Annotated in this window: 16 protein-coding genes; all 16 read right to left on the bottom strand. The window is 42.3% G+C overall.

Features of this window, described 5'->3' with window-relative positions; genetic code table 11:
* Positions 1 to 50: 50 nt before the first annotated feature.
* On the bottom strand, positions 51 to 731 hold the full coding sequence (locus IQ19_RS07605; RefSeq protein WP_144541589.1) for a zinc metallopeptidase: 681 nt from the start codon (positions 729 to 731) through the stop codon (positions 51 to 53).
* A gap of 199 nt (positions 732 to 930) precedes the next feature.
* Positions 931 to 1710, bottom strand: a complete 780-nt coding sequence (ypjB, locus tag IQ19_RS07600) for a sporulation protein YpjB (protein ID WP_144541587.1) — start codon at positions 1708 to 1710, stop codon at positions 931 to 933.
* Between the two features lie 111 nt (positions 1711 to 1821).
* Positions 1822 to 2418 carry a lipoprotein heptaprenylglyceryl N-acetyltransferase LhaT gene (lhaT, locus tag IQ19_RS07595; RefSeq protein ID WP_144541584.1) on the bottom strand — a complete coding sequence of 199 codons (597 nt, stop codon included), beginning with the start codon at positions 2416 to 2418 and terminating at the stop codon, positions 1822 to 1824.
* A gap of 122 nt (positions 2419 to 2540) precedes the next feature.
* A complete protein-coding gene (locus IQ19_RS07590) occupies positions 2541 to 3308 on the bottom strand; it encodes a menaquinol-cytochrome c reductase cytochrome b/c subunit (RefSeq protein WP_110064218.1) in 768 nt (255 codons plus the stop codon).
* A gap of 187 nt (positions 3309 to 3495) precedes the next feature.
* Positions 3496 to 4170, bottom strand: coding sequence for a menaquinol-cytochrome c reductase cytochrome b subunit (qcrB, locus tag IQ19_RS07585; RefSeq protein WP_009332736.1), 675 nt, complete (start codon positions 4168 to 4170; stop codon positions 3496 to 3498).
* A gap of 3 nt (positions 4171 to 4173) precedes the next feature.
* Complete coding sequence (locus tag IQ19_RS07580; protein WP_144541582.1) at positions 4174 to 4680, bottom strand: Rieske (2Fe-2S) protein; 507 nt, start codon at positions 4678 to 4680, stop codon at positions 4174 to 4176.
* A 149-nt stretch (positions 4681 to 4829) separates the two neighbouring features.
* Positions 4830 to 5294, bottom strand: a complete 465-nt coding sequence (locus IQ19_RS07575; protein ID WP_144541580.1) for a YpiF family protein — start codon at positions 5292 to 5294, stop codon at positions 4830 to 4832.
* Between the two features lie 147 nt (positions 5295 to 5441).
* A complete protein-coding gene (locus tag IQ19_RS07570) occupies positions 5442 to 5987 on the bottom strand; it encodes a ReoY family proteolytic degradation factor (protein ID WP_110064221.1) in 546 nt (181 codons plus the stop codon).
* Positions 5988 to 6091: 104 nt separating this feature from the next.
* Positions 6092 to 7360, bottom strand: a complete 1269-nt coding sequence (locus IQ19_RS07565; RefSeq protein WP_144541578.1) for a tetratricopeptide repeat protein — start codon at positions 7358 to 7360, stop codon at positions 6092 to 6094.
* A gap of 19 nt (positions 7361 to 7379) precedes the next feature.
* Positions 7380 to 8285, bottom strand: coding sequence for a hypothetical protein (locus IQ19_RS07560; protein WP_144541576.1), 906 nt, complete (start codon positions 8283 to 8285; stop codon positions 7380 to 7382).
* Between the two features lie 114 nt (positions 8286 to 8399).
* Complete coding sequence (aroA, locus tag IQ19_RS07555; RefSeq protein ID WP_144541574.1) at positions 8400 to 9689, bottom strand: 3-phosphoshikimate 1-carboxyvinyltransferase; 1290 nt, start codon at positions 9687 to 9689, stop codon at positions 8400 to 8402.
* A gap of 49 nt (positions 9690 to 9738) precedes the next feature.
* Entirely contained in the window at positions 9739 to 10845 is a 1107-nt protein-coding gene (locus IQ19_RS07550; RefSeq protein ID WP_144541572.1) for a prephenate dehydrogenase, read from the bottom strand.
* A 119-nt stretch (positions 10846 to 10964) separates the two neighbouring features.
* Positions 10965 to 12065 (bottom strand): histidinol-phosphate transaminase, encoded by a 1101-nt coding sequence (gene hisC, locus IQ19_RS07545; RefSeq protein WP_144541570.1) that lies wholly within the window; start codon positions 12063 to 12065, stop codon positions 10965 to 10967.
* Between the two features lie 250 nt (positions 12066 to 12315).
* A complete protein-coding gene (gene aroH / locus IQ19_RS07540) occupies positions 12316 to 12690 on the bottom strand; it encodes a chorismate mutase (RefSeq protein ID WP_144541568.1) in 375 nt (124 codons plus the stop codon).
* 85 nt (positions 12691 to 12775) lie between these two features.
* Positions 12776 to 13861, bottom strand: coding sequence for a 3-dehydroquinate synthase (aroB, locus tag IQ19_RS07535; RefSeq protein WP_144541566.1), 1086 nt, complete (start codon positions 13859 to 13861; stop codon positions 12776 to 12778).
* Entirely contained in the window at positions 13861 to 15033 is a 1173-nt protein-coding gene (gene aroC, locus IQ19_RS07530; protein WP_144541564.1) for a chorismate synthase, read from the bottom strand. The genes aroB and aroC overlap by 1 nt, the downstream gene beginning before the upstream one ends.
* Between the last annotated feature and the right edge of the window lie 209 nt (positions 15034 to 15242).

The following is a 15242-nucleotide window of genomic DNA, read 5'->3' as shown; positions in this document are numbered from 1 at the left end:
TCTTTTTATATTGGATAAAATAAAAAGCCGGCTTTCTGAAAGCCAGCTCCCTACTCAGATCTTGTCATTCCAGTGTATATAAGTATTAAACGAAGCAATTCCAGTACAGCAACCGCTGCTGCCGCTACATAGGTCAATGCAGCCGCGTTCAATACCTTTTTGGTTTCCCTTTCCTCATCATTTCTTATAATACCCAGGGAAACAACCTGGTCCATCGCCCGATTTGAAGCATTATATTCCACCGGCAGCGTAATAACCTGGAAGACTACAGCTGCTGCCATGAAAATAATTCCCAATAAAACCATACCGCTCATTCCCGCAAAAAATCCAATCATAATCAAAATCCAGGAAAAGTTTGAACCAAGGTTTGCTACTGGCACCAATGCATGGCGGAAGCGCAAGAACGCGTACTCCTGATGATCCTGGATTGCATGCCCTACTTCATGGGCAGCTATTGCAGCTGCTGCCACAGAATGCCCATGATAATTTGTGGCTGAGAGCCTAACAGTCTTTGATCGCGGATCATAGTGGTCTGTTAAATGTCCGCGGGTTTCTTCAACTCCTACTTGATATAACCCATTGGCGTCCAATATCTTTCTTGCTACTTCAGCACCTCTCATTTGGGTTGAAGAAGGGACTTTTGAATACTTGCTATATGCTCCCTTTACTTTCATTTGTGCCCAGAGTGGGACAATAATAATAATCGCAAAATAAATGAGATATCCTCCCATTCTTTTACCTCCTATCAAGCTGATCATGGTGTCCTGCGTCAGCTCAATTGTACCCTTTATTAAGGAATTATCCACTTTCTAACCTTTTCCCTTATTCCCTGTTTGCAAAACGGGGACATCGTTAAAATCTTGGCTGAGGCTGTATGAGTTTAAAAAAATTGGATTTTGCCATGGAACAGCACAGTCAATCTATTAGCTCTCAGGAACGATTTTTCTGTCTCGCCTTATCCCCCTTATATTTTCTCCAACCAACGTAAGATAATGTAAGGATTATAATGCTCCCTGTCGAAATAATCACCCACCAAAGGGAAGGATCTGCTTCATCTTCTGTCATTTCATCAAAGATTGTCTGCAAATCACTTTCTAATGCCTCAAGCTCCTGCTGGCTTGCCTGCTGAGTTAGTACCTGCGGTCGATAATGATCAATAAAATTAATGCGGGCATTCAATTTTTGAACCCGTTCTGCATCCACATCTATTTTCATGCTTGGATAAATAACCTCGTATAAAGATAAAAAGGAATTCAAATTCGAATGGAAGTTTTCATTATTTCCGCTATAGGCCGCTTCCTTAACATCCCCGAACACGGCCATAATAGGCTTTTCCATTTCTGTCCATAAAGGCTGATAATTAGATGAAATCGCATCCATAACCAGCCGGAATTTTGTCACGTTATTTAGCCTTTCATCATGGCTCATGGATGCATTTACGGTAGCTTGTACAGCATCATTATGTGATACCGTAACGATACGCAGTTCATCCATCGTAAACGGCCTTTCCTTCCCGTTAACAGCCACGAATTGCTCGGAGAAATATTCAAGAAGCTTCTTGGCATCTTCGTATCTGTGAAGCTTAACCATTTGCAGCGCTTCATCAGATAACTTGTCTAATTTATCTATGTGTGAGGTCTTATCCGCAAAACCTTGTCCAGGCATTAACATAAAAATAAAAACTAAGACTGCGATCAATTTCCGCCCCATTAACTTGTCCCCCCTCAAATTACTATTAGATATGTATGAAAAGGAGGACAAGGTTAGACCATAAATTATTACGGGCATCCATGATATTATTACGAAATATTTTTTTGCAAACTACTTTACTATATCTAAGCTAAATCGATTCTTTTTTAATACTAAATAATAAGCAGCACCCAATGAGAAAATACTCAGCCAAAATGTAAAGTAGCCTATTTGAGGTGTATACAAGTTCAGAATTGGATATCGGGGTAGCATAAAAAAGACATAATCAATCACATCATTATGGAGAGTCCATATTCCAGTTACAACAAGATGCCAGGTTTTAAACCGGTAAAAAGGTGCGTATAACACGCCTTGAAGGGCCATGGCTCCATGCGAAAAGATAAGCATAAGGGCAGCAGGATCTAAATCGCCAGTCACACGATAGACAAGCAAATTCATGACTACAGCCCAAATTCCGTATTTAACCAGCGTAACAATAGCCAAGGCTTCAAGCAAAGGCCAATTCTTGCCCATTAAAAAGGCCATCAGGACAAACACAAAAAACAAGCTGGCGGTCGGGCTATCGGGGACAAAAGCCAGGAATATAGCAGGGGTGTCCACCAGCTGCCATTTGTACCATATGTACCCATAAATTGTCCCTGCGGTGTTGATAATCAGCAGCATCATCAAAACGGCTCTGCTGCCCAATAAAGGATAAATCCACTTCATATTTGCTCCCCTTCTCTATATACATCATTTTTTCATTATTTTACCATAGTGTGCCTTTTATAAAAAAGAGCAGCTTCTATAGAGAATAAAAAAGAAGCTGGCAGATGCCAGCTTCTTCATAATTATTTACTTTCAAGGCCAGAGATAAACTCAGCCAATTTTTGAAGTTCTTCATCAGTGCCTTTAAACATACCGGCAGGCATCGCACCTTTACCGTTCTTGGCAATGTCAGCAACTTCTTCAGGTGTTAAACCAGTGTCAACAAGGGCAGGTGAACCTGCACCACCCTGAAGGTCTCCACCATGGCAGGAAATACAGCCATTGGCTTCAAAAATTTTGTAGCCTTCGTCTTCCTTGTCGAATTCTACTTCAGCTACAATCTTACCTTGTTCAGCTGCAGCTTCCCAGTCATGGTGCGCTACAGATTCCCATGTCAAATAAGTGATACCGGCTAACGCCAACAGCATAAAGCCAGTAGCTAAAGGACGCTTAGATGGACGGCGTTCAGGTCCGCGGTCAAGGAATGGAGCAAGCATTAATGCTCCAAATGCAAGACCTGGAATAATGAACGCACCAATTGCATTATAAGGTCCGGATGCATAGCTATATTTCAGTAGCTGGTATAAGAACAAGAAGTACCAGTCTGGCAGCGGGATATAAGCTGTATCACTTGGATCAGCAATTTTTTCCAATGGCGGCTCATGCGCAATTGTCAAACTGAGGAAACCGATTAGGAAAACAGCTCCCACCATCCATTCCTTTAATAGGAAATTTGGCCAGAATGCCTCTGTTTTACCTGGATATTCCGAATAGTCTTTCGGGATATTCGGTTTGCGTTCAGCAGGAACACGAGAGTCACCTACGAATTTCATACCTTTACCACGATGCATTGGGCGATTTCCCCTCCTTTTTTATAAGTAGGCAGCATTTCATTTTTGAACTTTGCTAGTTGTTCAGCTACGAGCCCCATCGGCTCGAGGTCTTAAGCCAATCACTTCTGAAGGCAAAAAGCGCCTTCGCCAGCGCTTGACTTAAGCTTGTCGCCGATAAGCGGGGGCTCTCCGCTTTTTGTTTATCTTACAACGGTCCGGAAATACCTTGTTTACGGATCATAATAAAGTGGGCAGCCATTAACCCGAATAGTGCAGCCGGAAGGAAGAATACATGGATTGCAAAGAAACGGGTGATGGTTTGTGCGCCGACAATATCAGAATGACCGGCAATAAGTATTTTTAAATATTCTCCAATCAATGGAGTTGATTCTACGATCTGGATTGTTACTTTTGTTGCAAATAGGGCTTTCATATCCCATGGCAATAAGTAACCAGTTAGTCCAAGTGCAAGCATTATGAAGAAAATAAGCACTCCGACGATCCAGTTTAATTCACGGGGCTTCTTGTAAGCTCCCTGGAAGAAAACACGTAACGTATGTAGGAACATCATTACGATTACCAAACTAGCTCCCCAATGGTGCATTCCGCGGACAATTTGTCCGAATGCAACATGGTTTTGAAGATAATACACAGATTCCCATGCGTTTTTAATATCCGGAACATAGTACATTGTCAGGAACATACCGGATAAGATTTGAATTACAGTAACGAAGAACGTCAGACCGCCAAAACAGTAAACAAACGCAGAGAAATGATGCGCAGGGTTTACATGCTCGGGCACTTCATGGTCAGCAATATCCCGCCAGATGGGCGTAATATCTAAACGTTCATCTACCCAATCATAAATTTTGTTTAACAATTATTACGCCTCCTTTCGCGGTTCAGCCTTGCCTAAATACAAAAAGCCGTCTTTTTCTGTGTAAGGAAATACATCAAGCGCTGCAATCGGCGGTGTACCTGGAACGTTTGTCCCATCCTTTGTATAAAGGCCGCCGTGGCAAGGGCAGTAGAAATGATCAGGGTTTGATTTGTCAGTATTCCAGTCAACTACGCACCCTAAATGCTTACAAACTGGAGACAATGCCACAATTTCACCCTTTTCATCCTTATAAACCCACGCAGTGCCGGTAACTTCGGATGTGTACCATGCATCCTGCTGCTCATAAGTGTAATCAACCCTTGTCGGAGTTTCGGTAATTTCAGCCACTTTTTGCTTTGTTGGGATAAAATCACTTTCGCCAGCTGCCTGCAATACCGGATCAACCGCAAATCGAACCATCGGCATTAGCATACCAGCTGCCATGAAACCGCCTACACCAGTAAGTGTATAGTTTAGGAATTGACGTCTAGAAACTCGATTTTTGCTCATACTTTTCCCCCCTCTATTATGAAGTTAAGTCCAACGGACAAAATTCAACACAATATAAAACTAGGACATAACAATGATATATCAATCTTTATGTAAGGTCAATATAATCCTTTGGTGAAACATGTCAACAGAGCGACTTAAAATTCACACTATTCACCATTTTGCCACTTTTGCACAAATAAGGCCAGAAGCTGTTTCACCTGGTCTTCCAAAATGGAATTTTTATAGTTTTCCTCCATATGCTCAAGAGGCAGGGATGGAAGCCATATTAACCCACCCTCCAAACGGTCTTCAAGTGCATTCCACATGCTGTCCGAGGTTAAATGGAATATATGCTTAAACCCTTGGGATTTCAGCTCTGCTTCCCATTCGCCTAAACTGCTGACAAGCTTGTCCTCTGATACTGATTTTATATAAGCATACCCAGGGAGCATAATGAGGCGGCCCCTAAATTGCCGTTCAAGCTGCACGCTGAGGAGAGATATAAATTCAGTCATCGCGACTGACTTTTTTATATCATCCCCGAATGAAACCGGGAGCAGGGGCAGTACAGCAGTATCTACATATTGTTTTTCTTTCAGGAACATATCGATGTCCTGTGAAATCCACTTCATTTAATTCACTCCATTACAGTATTTTACCTATTTAATATATCATTATCTATCGCTATGCTACAAATCAGAAAATCCTAACCGGGCTGGAGGCTGGCTATTCATATCGCCGATAAAAAATAAGAGCCTTGCTTTTAAAAAAAGCAAGGCTTAGGTTGTTTCCAATTTATTTAACTGCTGGGTTAAGATACTGAATGCTTTTTTATCCTGTTTATCCAGCGCTTCATCAATTAGCTCAAGAAGCTTTTCCCTTCTGAATTTCTCCAGGCTTTCAGCCAGGAACCTTTCAGCAATCAGCCGATCCTTTTCGCTGATCTGCAGGCTTTTTGGCATAAAAGGATTTTCTTCCATAACTGCAGCATACTGATGAGCCTTGTTGGAAGCGTGGAAATTAAGCTGGATGTAAATTTCCTCATCACGATTTAACCTGATATCATGGAACGATTTCTCAGCATCTGTTGTCATGACATTCTCTTTGTAAAAACGGAAAGGAACTTCATCCACACAATGGGTGGACATAATCAAGCCGCGCGGGCAGTATTGTGCCTGCTCCACAAAATGCACTTTTTCCATCAGCTGGTCATGGCTCATCAAATAATTGAGGATCCAGACACATTCCCTTCTTTTCAGCTGATAATGATTTAAAAACCAGCGTATAAAGTCTTTCTTCTCGTTGACAGATACAGGGGTCGCCATTTTTGATTCCCTCCTCTGCTTACAAACAAATTTGGCCAAAACTGAGTTTTCAATAAGTCAGCCCTCCATTGGGAGAAATACTCCTTTTTGGCAGGCTTCCTTATTTAAGCAAGAAAATCATCCGTAAGCCTTTGCAGAACATCCTGATACTCTTCATTGCCTGGTTCCAGTTTGATTAATGTATTAAAAATTTCGGCAGCCTCTTCCCTTTTTCCTTCCTCAATTAAAAAATATCCGTAATCGGAAAGAAAATCAGGCTGCTGTTTAAAGAAAGTATATGCAAGCTGGTATTTGTTTAATGCCTTTGAATATTCTTCTGTATTTTGGTAGGCAATAGCTGCATCCCATAAAAGCTGCGGTTCTTCTTCATTAAGGTCATTCATCATATTTGCAATTTCGATTACATCATCATATCTTTCCTGCTGAAGCAGGAGTTTATTTAATATATTGGCAGCCTGAATATATTCAGGATCAAGCGCGAGAGCCTGCCTGAACATATCTTCAGCTTCTTTTTCATCACCATTCTTCAGAGCCAATTTCCCTCCGTAAAAGAATAGTTCCTTATTGAATTCATCCTGCTTAATGCCTTCTCTTACTGCTTCTAGTCCCTTAGCAGCCTCTTCTTCACGCTCATGAGCCTGGGCAAGATATAGATACAGGGAATGATATTCAGGATCAAGCTCTTTTAACTCGGTAAATTTTTCGATAGCTGTCTGGTTAAAGCCAGCCTGAAGTGCTGTAAAGGCATAACTGAAGAGTGTATTGATTTCCAGTTTATCCTCCAGCGCTTTTTCGTAGTATGGGAGTCCTTCTTCAAAGGCTCCCCCAGCACTAAGGACATCTGCCATTCTTTGGTTAACATTAATGCCTGCAATGATTTCCTCTTTTTCTAGAACCTTTTCATAAACCCGGATGGCTTCAAGAAATTTTCCTTGTTCAGCATAGAGCTCTCCTAAGGCAAAATCCACAATAACCTCATCGGGAAGTATATTTTTGGCTTTTAGCAGTTTTTGTTCACTTACCTCGAATAAGCCGTCCATTTGATAAAGATCGGCTAGCAAGAGCAATGACTGCGGATAACTGGGATCTTGCTCGCTTATTCTTTCAAGGACGAGGATTGCTTCCCCCTCATTTCCCAGATCGATATGTGTCTCCGCCAATAATACAAGCAGTTCTCCCTCTTCCGGGTAAGCTTCAAGGAGGCGTTCATATAGCGCTTTTGCTTCTTCCAGGAAACCATACAGGAATAGTTCTTCTGCCAGCAGGAACCTTTCCTCATGCGAACCGCCAAGCAAGATTTGCTGGTAGCTCTCCAATGCTTCTTCATGTTGACCGTTCTCTAAAAGAGTAATGATTTTGTTTACTTTATCCATACTAAATTCCTTTCGAATGCTAATCGGCTATTTTAAAGTAAGCGGGTGTATTGATTTTAACATGCTCGCCAGAACCGGAACGAAAAACAACTTCTTGTCCCGCCCGGACCACTTTGCCTCTAAGGACAGTGACAGCAAGTTTATCTTTATGATAATGAAACAGCTCCGATTCTTCAATAGGAAGGCCTTCGCTGGGCTTTAAGTATAAATTATAGGTAATCTCGCCGCCCTGCTGAATATTGCCCTTCAACGGATAGATTCCAGCCTTGGAAAGGATTGTGCGGGAAAGAGGTTCATGCTCTTTCAGCTCGTCCGGCATGGAAGGAATTTTCTGTTCCTTCATCAATCTGTCCCATACTGCTTTAATTCTGCTTTTCTCCTTCCCATTCCTGCCTAGAAAAACAGGAGCAAGCGGGCAATTATAAGGAAACATGGATTCACGTATCCATCCCCAAGGAAGTTGTTCCAGCTCTTGCTCATCCGTAACTTCAACGAAGACAACTGGCACTCTCTCCCTCTTGCACTTTCTCATAAAAGAAGGTGTCAGCAGACGAACTGGAATCCTTACCCCAATAATATAATCAATCGGACTGCTTAACAAACGTGCCCTAAGGCCTTTAATATCATTCTTCATGGAGTATTCATGTTTAACAGAAGCAGCAGTAAGGAAAGCCGTACAACCTTTAAGTATGAACTCCCTTACATAATAGTCCTTCAGCTCAAAAAAAGGCTTTTCCAAAGGAATAGCAGTATCCAGGACAATAAAACCTGAAGTCATGATAAATGGATCAGCATCCATTCTGGTGAAATGAAACCTTTTCAGTTCAGGCTGCATCAAAGAAATTTCATTTTTCTTGACTAGCAGTGATACCCTCTTCAGCTTGGCTTCCTTTAAAATATTCGCATTCTCAATTATATAAGTCATAAAACCACCCTCTAAACGGTCTTATGACAAGCTATGTATTTTTACAGAAAATATGACTATTCAATAGAAAAAGAGCTGCAGAGAACAGCCCTTTTTCTTATTATTATCATCCGCTTATTTAATAAGGCTTTCCAAATGCTCAAAAAACGAAGGATAAGAAACGGAAATCGCTTCTTTCTGATCTAAATGGACTTCACCGCTGGAAATGGCTGATGCTATCGCAAGCATCATCCCTATTCTATGGTCCCCATGGCTGGATACATGCCCGCCTGAGAGCGAAGATTTCCCTTTGACTATCATTCCATCTTCAGTGGCAACAATGTTAGCCCCAAGCTTTGACAGTTCATTGACAACCGTATCAATCCGATTGGTTTCCTTTACTTTGAGTTCCTCTGCATCTTTAATGACCGTATCTCCTTCTGCTTGTGTAGCCAGCAGGGCAATAACGGGAATTTCATCAATTAGGCGTGGAATAAGATCTCCCTCAATGACTGCTCCTTTAAGGGCTGATGTTTTAATGGTAATATCTCCAGCAGGCTCTGATGATCCGTTCTCATAAGGTTCTACGATGATTTCTGCCCCCATTCTATGCATCACGTCAATAATGCCTGTTCTTGTCGGGTTTAATCCTACGTTTTTCAATCTGATTTCACTTCCGGGCACAATGGCGCCTGCAACCAGGAAGAAGGCAGCAGAGGATATATCACCAGGGACATGGATATCAGTTCCTGTTAATGATTGGCCGCCATGAATGCGGATTGTGCGGCCGTCAGTCTGTATTTCCCCGCCGAACTGCCTGATCATTCTTTCCGTATGATCACGGGTCTTTACGGGCTCGATTATCACAGTTTCACCGCTGGCCTGCATGCCAGCGAAAAGCAGCGACGATTTAACCTGTGCACTTGCAACAGGCAGCTCATAAGTGATTCCCTCTAATTGTCCGCCCTGAACCGAAAGGGGTGTATACTCGCCATTATTTCTGCCACTTATTTCCGCTCCGAATATGCTTAACGGTTTGGTCACTCTTGTCATTGGCCTTTTTCCAATGGACTGGTCACCAACAAGCACTGAATGAAAAGGACGGCCAGCAAGGATTCCCATCAGAAGCCGGATTGTGGTACCGGAATTCCCGACATCCAAAATATCCGCGGGCTCTTGAAGCCCTTCTAGGCCCCTGCCGCTTACTGTGACCTGATGTTCTTCCTGTTCGATGCGTACGCCAAGCTTTCGGAAACAGGCAATGGTACTTAAGCAATCTTCGCCCAATAAAAAATTGGTTATATTGGTCTTTCCTTTTGCAATTGCTCCAAACATAATGGATCGATGGGAAATGGATTTATCCCCAGGTACAGCTATTTCTCCTCTTAATCCTTGTATATTTGTATTCAGCTTTGCTGGATTCATATTATCACCCTTTTAAACTGATTTAAAGAAGACAATGTCCTGCTCCTCTTTATAAGCCGATGGTTGTTTCATAGCTAGTATATTGCTCTATACAATTAATTGCACGTTCACGGTCCTCTTCCGTTTGAAAACTGATTGCAAGGACTCCATATATTTCTTCTCTTGTTTCCAGGATTCTTATATTTGTAATGCTGATTTCTTCCTTCGCCAAATATCCCGTGATCTCGGAAATGACACCAGGGTAATCGGGAACATCGACAAATAGATCATAAAATGCCGGAATTGCACCTTTTTCTTTTCGCGGCAACTCATCCCTGAACCTTTTGGCCTGAGAAAAATATTCAAAAATGCCAGCACTGTTTTCTTTGTTCAGCATCTTTTTTACTTTCTCCATTTCTTCCTGCCATTCCTCCATCAAATCCAGAAGAACTTCTTTATTCTGAAGCAGAATATCTCTCCACATGGAAGGGCTGCTGGAAGCAATTCTCGTAATATCCCTGAAACCGCCTGCAGCCAATCTTGGTATAAGTGTTTGGGTGTGGCTCGTTTTTTCTGCCTGATGGACAAGGGAAGCGGCAACCATGTGAGGAAAATGGCTGACTATTCCCGTAATATAATCATGTTCCTCCGGCGAAATGGTTAAAAACTTCGCTTTCGTACCTGAAAGCCATTCCTTTAGCATGGCTATCTCAGAATCTGAAATATGCTTGTCAGGTGTCAGCAGATAAAAGGCATTTTCAAACAACAAAGTTTTGGCTGCCGTTACACCGCTCTTGTGGGACCCAGCCATTGGATGGCCGCCAATAAATGTGATGCCTTTTTCTTTTAGGACCTTGGCACAGCCCACAATTTCTTTTTTGGTGCTGCCGGCATCCGATATGATAACCGTTTCCTTCAATTTGCAGTCTTTTAGCATATGTATGATTCTTTCTGTTTCCTGTACGGGTGCAGCTATTAAAATCAGGTCGGCTTCTGAAGCTCCCTCTTCAATCGTAAGGGCAATTTCATCGACGACGCCCAGCATTACAGCCAGACGGGACTGCTCTTTATTTACATCATAGCCAATAATGACTGATTCTCTGTGAGTACTTTTTATGGACAATGCCAGAGAACCGCCAATTAACCCAAGGCCAATCACAAAGACTTTTCCTCTCATCCCCTCACCGCCTTTTTAAAAATAATTCAGAGGCATGAAGATGCCTCTGAATGGAAGGATTTTTCTATTATGGAATATATCAAAATATATAACCAGACTATTTCTGCGGAACTTTTATATTATAACGCAGCCGCCTGTTTAACCAGATACTGTTCCATTGCTTCAAGTACACCTTCGTTTTGCTCCCTGGAACCAATTGTCACACGGACAGAACCCGGGAAACCAAGTGCTTTTCCAGAACGGACGATATATCCCTTTTCAAGCAGGAACTGAAACACTTCGTTCGAATCAGCATTAAAATTAATTAAAATGAAGTTTCCTTGTGACGGAAAGTATTGAAGTCCGTGCTTCTTGCAAAAAGCATAAAATTGTTCAAGGCCTTCACGATTTTTTTGCCTGCAGCTTTCAATAAACTGCTGGTCGCCAATAGCTGCAGATGCAGCTGCCTGAGCAAACTTGTTAACATTAAACGGCTCCCGGACAGGCTCCAAAGCTCTAATTGTTTCAGGGTTTGCGATTCCATATCCCACCCGAAGGCTGGCTAATCCGTAAATTTTAGAAAAAGTGCGCAGTACGATCAAGTTTTTAAATTGGCTGATTAAATCAAGTGCCTTATAATAGTCATCGGCTACTACATATTCATAGTAAGCTTCATCAAGGACAACCAAAATATCTTCAGGCACTTCTTTCAGGAATGATAGTAAAGAAGATTCATTTACATAGTTCCCTGTTGGATTATTAGGGCTGCAGACCCACACGACAGCGGTATTCTCATCGATAGCAGCCAGCATTGCATCAAGGTCATGTTCTCCATTCACCAATGGAATCTCCCTGATTTCAGCACCTTCTATGACAGCATTATGCTTATATTGCGGGAAAGTCGGCACAGCCATAACGGTGTTTGTTTCGGGGCCAAGCAATGCCCTTGAAATCATTTGTATAATTTCATCGGAGCCATTTCCAAAAATGATCTGCTCTTCTTCGACCGACAAGTGATTTGCCAGCACAGAACGCAATTCAGTGGCATATCCATCTGGATAAAGCGCAAAAAATGAAGGGGACTGATTCATTGTAAAAAGAACTTTTTCCGAACACCCAAATGGATTTTCATTAGAAGCAAGTTTCACTATTTTATCCAGCCCAAATTCCTTTTTGACTTGTTCAATTGATTTTCCCGGCTGGTAAGGAGTTAAATTCAGAAGCTGTTCCTTCCATTTCATACATTTCCACCTCTTATTAATTACTTTTACTTATTATCGTATTAAAGTAAAAAATGATATGCTCCTATATCAGAAAAGCGCAAGGCGCCCGCCTTTCGGCGATAAGCTTAAGACGAGCCCTGGCAGAAGGCGTTTTTTGCCTTCAGAAGCGATTGACTTAAGACCTCGAGCCGATGGCGCCTAGAGCTAGACAGTTATCAAAATTCCAAAATTAAATATCTTATCATAAAACTCTCCGTTAAAGAGAGTCTTATGTTGTGCTGCTTGTTTTAAGATCAGGACGAAGCTGGACTGCGTCACGCAAATAAATATGATGAATATTCTGCTGCTGAGAGTCCGAATTAACATGCATCATCACTCTAATACACTTGGGCAAAGACCCTTCAACCGGTATTTCCCTCATGCACATCACAGGAACATACGTCCAGCCTTCTAGTGACCTCATCGCCTTTGCCGGAAAGGCTGCTGTCAGTTCTTCCGTAACAGAGATAAATACGGACGCTACATCTTCTGCTTCTAAATTATTTTTCTGTATCATTTCCCTTATAAGCATCCCCGTTGCCTCAATAATCTCTGATTCATTATTGTCTTCAACGGTGACGGCTCCCCTCACCCCTCGAATCACTTGCAACACCTCCATTAAAAAACGGTATAGAGCAGCATCTCTTTCCTGTCTGCTCAAGCCTATTATTCTTATTCCAAGGCTCAAGTCAACCTTGCTGCTTCGAAAAACTTTCAAGTTCCTTTAGCAGCAGTTCATCAGAAACTTGGTATAATACCGGCTTGCCTATTTCCTGTAATAAAACAAACCGGACTTTTTGTCCTTCTGATTTTTTATCCTGCTTCATGCGTTCCAGCAGGCTTTGATGTGATAGTTCCTGGGGAAGGGTAACCTGATATCCAAGAGAAGAAAGCCAGTTTTTAAATTCGCCAATTTCGAATGTTAAGCCAAACACCTTCCTGCTTAATTCCAGAGCGAAAATAATCCCTACAGCAACGGATTCTCCATGTGTCCATTCCCCATAGCCCTTCTCTGCTTCAATTGCATGGCCAAGTGTATGCCCAAAGTTTAGAAAAGCGCGTACCCCTGACTCCTTTTCATCCTCGCCAACTATGGCGCCTTTTATTTCTATTCCCTTTGTAAGGATCGTGCTCAATTCCTCACTCGGTATATTTTCAAGAGAATGAATCTGCTCCTTCAGACTTAAGTAGAAGTTCATATCATGGATCAAGCTATGCTTGATCACCTCCGCAAAGCCGGAACGTTTCTCTTTCGGCGGCAAGGAACCAAGAAAATCCAAATCATAAAACACTGCAGACGGTTGATAAAAGGCCCCAACCATGTTTTTGCCTGACGGATGATTAATTGCCACTTTCCCTCCGACTGCACTATCATGGGCCAGTATAGTAGTAGGAATTTGAATAAAAGGAATCCCTCTCATATATGTGGCTGCGACAAAACCACCCAAATCGCCGACAGCTCCGCCGCCAAATGCCAAAATGAGTGATTTCCTGTCAAGCTTGTGTTCTAAAGCAAAAGTTAAGCATTGATAGTACACATCAAATGTTTTTGCCTTCTCCCCGCTTGGAACTGTGCAAATTTTTGCATCAATGCTCTCAAGCTCTGATTCTAATGCAGGAAGGTGGAAATCCCGAACGGTTTCATCTGTAATAACCATTAAATTTGTCATGGCCGGAAAAGCCTCTTTAATAAATGTGCTTAATCCGCCAATTGCCCCAGAACCTATAAAAACAGGATAGGTTCTGGTATCTGTCTGGATAGAAACACTTTTCATTAAAACTCCCTCGCAAATTTTCTTTGCTCTTCAACCGTTGCTTTTAATGTCTCAAATCTGTCTGAATAAAACTGATCTACAAGTGCCGCGGCAAGTTCCCATGCGATAACATTTTCTGCAACCACTGCCGCTGCCGGAACAGCACAGCTGTCAGAACGCTCAATGCTTGCGGAAAACGGCTCTTTCGTTTCAATGTCTACGCTTTGAAGAGGTTTATATAGTGTAGGGATCGGCTTCATCACACCTCTGACAACTATTGGCATTCCGGTTGACATGCCGCCTTCAAAGCCGCCAAGGCGATTTGTTTTGCGGTAGTAGCCTCTTTCAGGATCCCACACAATTTCATCATGAACCTCACTGCCCGGCTTTCTGGCTGCTTCAAATCCGATGCCGAATTCAACGCCTTTAAAAGCATTAATACTAACCATTGCACCTGCCAGCTTGGAATCAAGCTTGCGGTCATAGTGTACATAGCTTCCAACTCCAGGCGGCATTCCTTCAACAATCACTTCCACAACTCCGCCAATGGAGTCACCATTTTCTTTCGCAGTGTCAATCGCTTCCATCATCTTTTGCCCGGCATCCGGGTCAAGACAGCGAACCGGCGATTCTTCCGTAATTTCTTTTAATTCTTCTAATGAGGAGTATTCTTTTACTGAGGAAGCAACTCCGCCTATTTCAATTACATGTGCTGCAACCTGAATCCCAAGCTCAGATAACAGTTTTTTGGCAACTGCTCCGGCTGCGACTCTTACTGTAGTTTCCCTTGCAGAAGATCGCTCAAGTACATTTCTCATATCCCTGTGCCCATATTTAAGGGCTCCGTTTAAATCTGCATGCCCTGGGCGCGGACGGGAGATCTTCCTTTTTACCTCTGCCTCATCTTCCGGATTTAGAGGTTCCTGGCCCATAATCTTGGTCCAGTGCTTCCAGTCATTATTCTCTACCACAAGGGCGACTGGCGACCCCAATGTATAGCCATGCCTGATGCCGCCAGTTATTTGGACGGTATCCTTTTCAATTTGCATCCTTCTGCCTCTGCCATAGCCTTTCTGGCGTCGGGCCAATTCTTCATTTATATCGGAATCAAGCAACGGCATTCCGGCAGGCAACCCTTCTATTATAGTGGTTAGCTGCGGTCCGTGTGATTCACCAGATGTAAGATATCTCAAAACTCTTTCCCCCTTCAACTCATTAAAGGATTATGTACCAATATAACATAATGATAAATATAAGAATAGATAAAATTTGAAAATTTCTATAATATTTTATTTCTTCTTATGAATGGAGCCATTTTAACACGTAAAGAAATATACCACAAAAAATAGACGGGCTGTGACCCTCTCTGGATGATTGAAACGCCCTTTGGCTGTTTTTCAGA

This window comes from Cytobacillus oceanisediminis (genome assembly GCF_007830235.1).
In the GTDB taxonomy this organism is placed as follows: Bacteria; Bacillota; Bacilli; order Bacillales; family Cytobacillaceae; genus Cytobacillus; species Cytobacillus oceanisediminis.
This window is presented reverse-complemented; position numbering and strand designations above follow the sequence as displayed.

Excerpts from the sequence above, each read along its gene's own strand:
- lhaT (WP_144541584.1), bottom strand. The coding sequence starts at position 2,418 with ATGAAGTGGATTTATCCTTTATTGGGCAGCAGAGCCGTTTTGATGATG.
- IQ19_RS07550 (WP_144541572.1), bottom strand. The coding sequence starts at position 10,845 with ATGAGAGGAAAAGTCTTTGTGATTGGCCTTGGGTTAATTGGCGGTTCT.
- IQ19_RS07565 (WP_144541578.1), bottom strand. The coding sequence starts at position 7,360 with ATGGATAAAGTAAACAAAATCATTACTCTTTTAGAGAACGGTCAACAT.
- IQ19_RS07575 (WP_144541580.1), bottom strand. The coding sequence starts at position 5,294 with ATGAAGTGGATTTCACAGGACATCGATATGTTCCTGAAAGAAAAACAA.
- IQ19_RS07570 (WP_110064221.1), bottom strand. The coding sequence starts at position 5,987 with ATGGCGACCCCTGTATCTGTCAACGAGAAGAAAGACTTTATACGCTGG.
- IQ19_RS07580 (WP_144541582.1), bottom strand. The coding sequence starts at position 4,680 with ATGAGCAAAAATCGAGTTTCTAGACGTCAATTCCTAAACTATACACTT.
- IQ19_RS07590 (WP_110064218.1), bottom strand. The coding sequence starts at position 3,308 with ATGCATCGTGGTAAAGGTATGAAATTCGTAGGTGACTCTCGTGTTCCT.
- IQ19_RS07560 (WP_144541576.1), bottom strand. The coding sequence starts at position 8,285 with ATGACTTATATAATTGAGAATGCGAATATTTTAAAGGAAGCCAAGCTG.
- aroB (WP_144541566.1), bottom strand. The coding sequence starts at position 13,861 with ATGAAAAGTGTTTCTATCCAGACAGATACCAGAACCTATCCTGTTTTT.
- hisC (WP_144541570.1), bottom strand. The coding sequence starts at position 12,065 with ATGAAATGGAAGGAACAGCTTCTGAATTTAACTCCTTACCAGCCGGGA.
- aroA (WP_144541574.1), bottom strand. The coding sequence starts at position 9,689 with ATGAATCCAGCAAAGCTGAATACAAATATACAAGGATTAAGAGGAGAA.
- ypjB (WP_144541587.1), bottom strand. The coding sequence starts at position 1,710 with ATGGGGCGGAAATTGATCGCAGTCTTAGTTTTTATTTTTATGTTAATG.
- IQ19_RS07605 (WP_144541589.1), bottom strand. The coding sequence starts at position 731 with ATGGGAGGATATCTCATTTATTTTGCGATTATTATTATTGTCCCACTC.